A 4,910-nucleotide genomic window follows, 5' to 3' on the forward strand; every position below is an offset into this window, starting at 1 on the left:
AGTTTCACGAAACCCGAAGGTTCCGTGTGCACTTCCATCAAACGTCCACACTTATCGACTGTTAATTTTTAAAGAACGGGGCACGCGCCGAGCGTTGGTACTGCTTGCTGAAGAAGCGTTGTGTTCATCAGCGAAGAGGCAAGATTATGAACTGTTTCGTATATCTCGTCAACCCTCTTTTTCCCCCGCTTCACTCTGCATTTGCACGCACCGTTTTGCGGGGAGGCGAACTATAGCAAAGGCCTGCATGAATTGGCAAGGACTTTCCTAGGCATTGTGAATGATGGCATCCACACGCTTGTGCACGTCTTCGGCGAACGCCAGGAACTCGCGCATCTCGTCCGGCTGCGTGACGTCCAGCGCATACCATTCGGCAGAACCTCCGGCCTTGCGGATCTCAGTGACCAGCGCGTGCAACTTGTTGGAGCGGCGCGCACCGAGCACCACGTGATGCCCCTCGCCCGCCAGCTGGCGCGCCGTTGCCGGACCGCTTCCCCGGCAGGCGCCGGCAATCAGGATAACCTTTCGATGTGTTTGTGTAGCTGCTGTCATGATGCGGTCCTTTCAAAGCAATAACACCAGACTGCATCTTACGGCCCCAGGCAAATGCTGCGAATGCACACGACTATGGACTTATTGCCTAATCCTATAGAACCGCACGACAGCGGTGGCGATGAGCGGAGGAATCATGGATCATTCCTATTCATCAGCGAATTTCGAAGGAGTCGGCGTGGAACGCATGATCGCCCTGCATCAACAACTGGCGCAAAACGAGGGTTATACCCTGACGGCACTGGACGACGTCCGCCTGACGCGCTCCAATTGCAGCACCACCAAGACCCCCGCCATGTCCGATCCCTGCATCGCCATCGTGCTGCAGGGACGCAAGCGCGCCTACTTCGGCAACGACGTGCTGCAGTTCGATGCGGACCACTATCTGGTCGTCGCCGTCCCCATGCCCTTCACCAGCACCACCGACGCCACCGAGGAAGAGCCCTTCCTTGGGTTGTCGATCCGGGTCGACCGCACCACGCTGGCTGACCTGATGTTCACCATCGATCAGACCCAGAACGACACCCCAGCCATGCCCAAGGGTATGATGACCACGCGCATGGATGAGCGACTGAGCGAAACCGTGCTGCGCCTGCTTGAAGCGCTGAGCTCGCCGCTGGAGGCGCGCGTGCTCGGACCAGGCATCGTGCGCGAAATCTGCTACCGTGTGCTGATGGGAGAACAAGGTGCGGCAATGCGCGCGGCGCTGACCAGCCAGGGCCAGTTCGGCCGCATAGCCAAGGCGCTGCGCCGCATCCACGCCGACTACGCGGCCGACATCGATGTCGGCACGCTGGCGGCCGAGGCCAGCATGAGCGTGCCGGCCTTCCATGTTCATTTCAAATCGGTGACGCAGTGCTCGCCGATCCAGTACCTGAAATCGGCCCGCCTGCACCAGGCCCGGCTGCTGATGGCGCGCAGCGACATGACGGCGCAAGCGGCGTCGGCCCAGGTGGGCTATGAAAGCCCATCGCAATTCAGCCGCGAGTTCAAGCGCTACTTCGGCCGCAGTCCCGGCGAAGAAGCCAGCGCCATGCGGCGCTACCTGGCCGTGCAGCCGGCGGAAACGGCAAGATTGCCTTAGATAACGCTGTCCACTTTCGCTCCCGCCATCCACGCTCGCTTGATCGATATCGCCTTCCACGTATTTTGATCCGCTACGATCCGAAGGACCAATCACGAATCGGGACGCTCAATCATGTGCGGCATTTGGGGACTGATCAGCCAGGATGAAGCCGAAAGCAGGCGCGCCGCCTTGGCCGCCGCCTTCCGTTTCATCGACCGGCGCGGGCCGGACGCGCGTGCCGACCAGCAGTTCGCGTTCGGCCACCACCACGTGCAACTGGCCCACACCCGACTGGCGATCATCGAACTCTCGGCTCTGGGGGCACAACCGATGGCCGACGCCGGCAGCGGATGGTGGATCGTCTTCAACGGAGAAATCTATAACTACCGCGAAATCCGCGAGGAACTCCGCAGCGCAGGGCATTCATTTGCCGGCGGCAGCGATACCGAGGTGCTGCTGCGCGCCTGGGCCGTATGGGGCACGGATGCGCTGCGCCGCTTCAACGGCATGTTCGTCTTCGCCGCCTTTAACCACCGAAGCGGCGAACTGTGGCTGGTGCGCGATCGCTTCGGCGTCAAGCCGCTGCTTTGGGGCTGGCGCGCGGACGGCGCGCTGGCCTTTGGCTCGTCGGCGGCTGGCGTGGCCGAACAAGTGGGCGCCGAGATCGACACCGCCTATTGCGCCCGCGGCGTGCGCTACAAGGCCTACGAAACCGCACAGTCGGGTTCATCGTTCAAGCAGGTCAAGTCGGTGCCGGCCGGTTGCTGGGTCAAGTTCCAGCTATCCGCCGAGCGCATCGACGTAAGCGAAGGCAAATGGTACTGCCTGACCACGGCGGTAGCCGCGCGGCGCGCCGCCCTGGCCTGCCTCGGCGATTCCGCGCTGATGGACGAATGCCGCGCCTGCTTCGACAGCGCGGTGAGCCTCAGGTTGCGCAGCGACGTGCCGCTGGCCGTATCGCTCAGCGGCGGCCTCGACTCGACGGCGATCGCCTGCGCCACGCGGCGCCAGGTGACGCAGCTGCGGGCGTTTTCCTTCGGCTCGCCCGCCGCCCCCACGTCCGAAGGCCCGGCCACCCGCATCATGTCGCACACTGCCGGCATCGACGTCAGCTTCGTCTGGCCACGCTGGAGCAGCCGCGAGCTGTGCGACATGCTTGAAACCACGATGGCCTTTCAGGAGGCGCCGTTTTCCGGCCTCAGCCCGATCGCGCAAAACGCCGTCTTCCGTGACACCAGCGCCGCCGGGTTCAAGGTGCTGCTCGGCGGCCAGGGCAGCGACGAAATTTTTGCCGGTTACCGCAAATTTATGCCGATCGCCTTGCGCGCGGCGCTGGTGGCGCGCGACCCGGAAGGCACGCTGCGCCTGCTCTACTCGCTGGCCCTGATGCTGGTGCACGAAGCCGGACAGGCGCGCATGTATATGCAAAATCTCGCCCGCTACAATGGCAAAGGCAAGACGTTCAGCCTGCTCGCCTGGGAGGCGGACACGCAAAACCTGTGGGGCGAATCCGATCTGTCGCTGTCCGATCGCCAGATCGCCGATATCCAGCAGTGGAGCCTGCCCACCTTGCTGCGTTACGAGGACCGCAACTCCATGGGCTATGGCGTCGAGAGTCGCCTGCCCTTCCTCGATTACCGGCTGGTCGAATTTGCGCTGGCACTGCCAGCCCGGCTCAAGATCGCCAATGGCTTTGGCAAGTGGGCCTTGCGCCACATCACCAGCGACCTGGTCCCTGACCTGATACGGCTGAACCGGAAAAAACGCGGCTTCGACGTGACCCAGGACTGGATCGCGCAGGGCCTCGGTGCCAGCTTGCGCGCGCGCATCTTCGACCATCGGACAGCCTTGGGTGGCGCGCTGAAATCGGGTGCGCAGCTCGACGCGCTGCTGTCCGATGCAGCGTTGTCGCAATCGCCGGATCTGCTCGACGAAGCCTTGCTGCTGGCCTGGCTCGTCAAGCCGACGCGGACACCGGCGGTGATGCCCCCGCAAGCATCCCGGCAGGAGGCATGGACATGAGCAAAGTCTGTCACTTCTCATCCGTACATCGCGGGCTGGACATACGCATCTATCGCAAGGAATGCGTGTCGCTGGCGCGCGCCGGCCATGAGGTCCATCTGGTCATCGATGCCACCGCGGCCGAGGTTGCGGAAGCGGCTGCCGCAGGCGTCACGCTGCATCGACTGGCGGCGGCCAACGGCGGCGGGCGGGTACGGCGCATGCTGCTTCAGGCCTGGCGCACTTACAGGATCGCCAAGGAGCTCGATGCCCAGATTTACCATATTCACGATCCCGAGCTGATCCCCTACGGCGTGCTGCTGGCCAGACAGGGCAAGCAGGTCATCCTCGACCTGCATGAGGATCTGAGCGCCGACATCCAATCCAAGCAATGGATTCCTCTGCCACTGCGCCATGCCATCGGCGCGGTGGCGCGCAGCGTCGAACACTTTGCGGCGCGGCGTTGTGCCGCCGTCGTCGGGGCCACGCCGTATATCGGGGCATTGTTCGAACACAGCGCCAAGCGCGTGACGGTGATTCATAACTACCCGATGGTCGGCGAATTGGCTACCGCACCCGCCGTCGCGCACAGCGCGCGCGACAGTGTCTGCTATGTGGGTGCGATCAATGAAATGCGCGGCATCCGGCAAATTATCCAGGCGCTCGACATGTCCTCCTGCAAACTGCTGCTGGCGGGACGATTCGACTCCGCCGCCCTGCGCGACGAGCTTGCGGCGTATCCGGGCTGGCGCCATGTGGAGGAATGCGGTTTCGTCGGCCGGACGGGCGTGGCAGACATCATGGCGCGCAGCTTTTGCGGCCTGGTCACCCTGCGTGCCGAGCCGAACTTTATGAACGCGCTGCCGATCAAATTGTTCGAATACATGTCGGCAGGTTTGCCGGTGATCGCCTCCGACTTTCCGCTGTGGCGCAGTATTGTCGAAGCGGCCGATTGCGGCTTGTGCGTCGATCCGGATCGGCCTGGTGAGATTGCACGCGCGATCAACTTCTTGCAGTCCAATATGGCGCTGGCGAAAAAGATGGGCGCCAACGGCAGGCGTGCCATCGAAAGCAAATACCGCTGGGATCACGAAGAAACCAGCTTGCTGGCGCTGTACCGCGAGATATCGCAAGATGCACTCGAACGGGAGCAGCTTTCAAACGAAAAAAACCCCCACCTGCACTGAACGCGATCTTGAACGCGTTCAGGCTGATGGGGGTTTTTAGGTATAACTAGCCTGACGATAACCTACTTTCACACTGGTTGCAGCACTATCATCGGCGCAGAGTT

4 protein-coding genes are annotated in these 4,910 nt (G+C 62.5%); 3 read left to right on the forward strand and 1 reads right to left on the reverse strand.

What is annotated here, in order from left to right:
* Positions 1–267: 267 nt before the first annotated feature.
* Positions 268–552 carry an SDR family NAD(P)-dependent oxidoreductase gene (locus ACCD07_RS32060; protein ID WP_353405606.1) on the reverse strand — a complete coding sequence of 95 codons (285 nt, stop codon included), beginning with the start codon at positions 550–552 and terminating at the stop codon, positions 268–270.
* A gap of 187 nt (positions 553–739) precedes the next feature.
* On the opposite strand from ACCD07_RS32060, the gene ACCD07_RS32065 reads away from it, so the two are divergent.
* From ACCD07_RS32065 to ACCD07_RS32075, 3 genes are all read left to right on the forward strand, one after another.
* Positions 740–1,636, forward strand: a complete 897-nt coding sequence (locus tag ACCD07_RS32065; protein ID WP_176656079.1) for an AraC family transcriptional regulator — start codon at positions 740–742, stop codon at positions 1,634–1,636.
* A gap of 114 nt (positions 1,637–1,750) precedes the next feature.
* A complete protein-coding gene (gene asnB / locus ACCD07_RS32070) occupies positions 1,751–3,640 on the forward strand; it encodes an asparagine synthase (glutamine-hydrolyzing) (protein WP_413449669.1) in 1,890 nt (629 codons plus the stop codon).
* Positions 3,637–4,806: a glycosyltransferase gene (locus tag ACCD07_RS32075; protein WP_413449670.1), complete on the forward strand. Its 1,170-nt coding sequence runs from the start codon at positions 3,637–3,639 to the stop codon at positions 4,804–4,806. Before asnB ends, ACCD07_RS32075 begins: the two co-directional genes overlap by 4 nt.
* Positions 4,807–4,910 lie beyond the last annotated feature (104 nt).

Source organism: Duganella sp. Dugasp56 (genome assembly GCF_047304105.1).
In the GTDB taxonomy this organism is placed as follows: Bacteria; Pseudomonadota; Gammaproteobacteria; order Burkholderiales; family Burkholderiaceae_D; genus Rugamonas; species Rugamonas hordei.

Excerpts from the sequence above, each read along its gene's own strand:
- ACCD07_RS32065 (WP_176656079.1), top strand. The coding sequence starts at position 740 with ATGATCGCCCTGCATCAACAACTGGCGCAAAACGAGGGTTATACCCTG.
- ACCD07_RS32060 (WP_353405606.1), bottom strand. The coding sequence starts at position 552 with ATGACAGCAGCTACACAAACACATCGAAAGGTTATCCTGATTGCCGGC.
- asnB (WP_413449669.1), top strand. The coding sequence starts at position 1,751 with ATGTGCGGCATTTGGGGACTGATCAGCCAGGATGAAGCCGAAAGCAGG.
- ACCD07_RS32075 (WP_413449670.1), top strand. The coding sequence starts at position 3,637 with ATGAGCAAAGTCTGTCACTTCTCATCCGTACATCGCGGGCTGGACATA.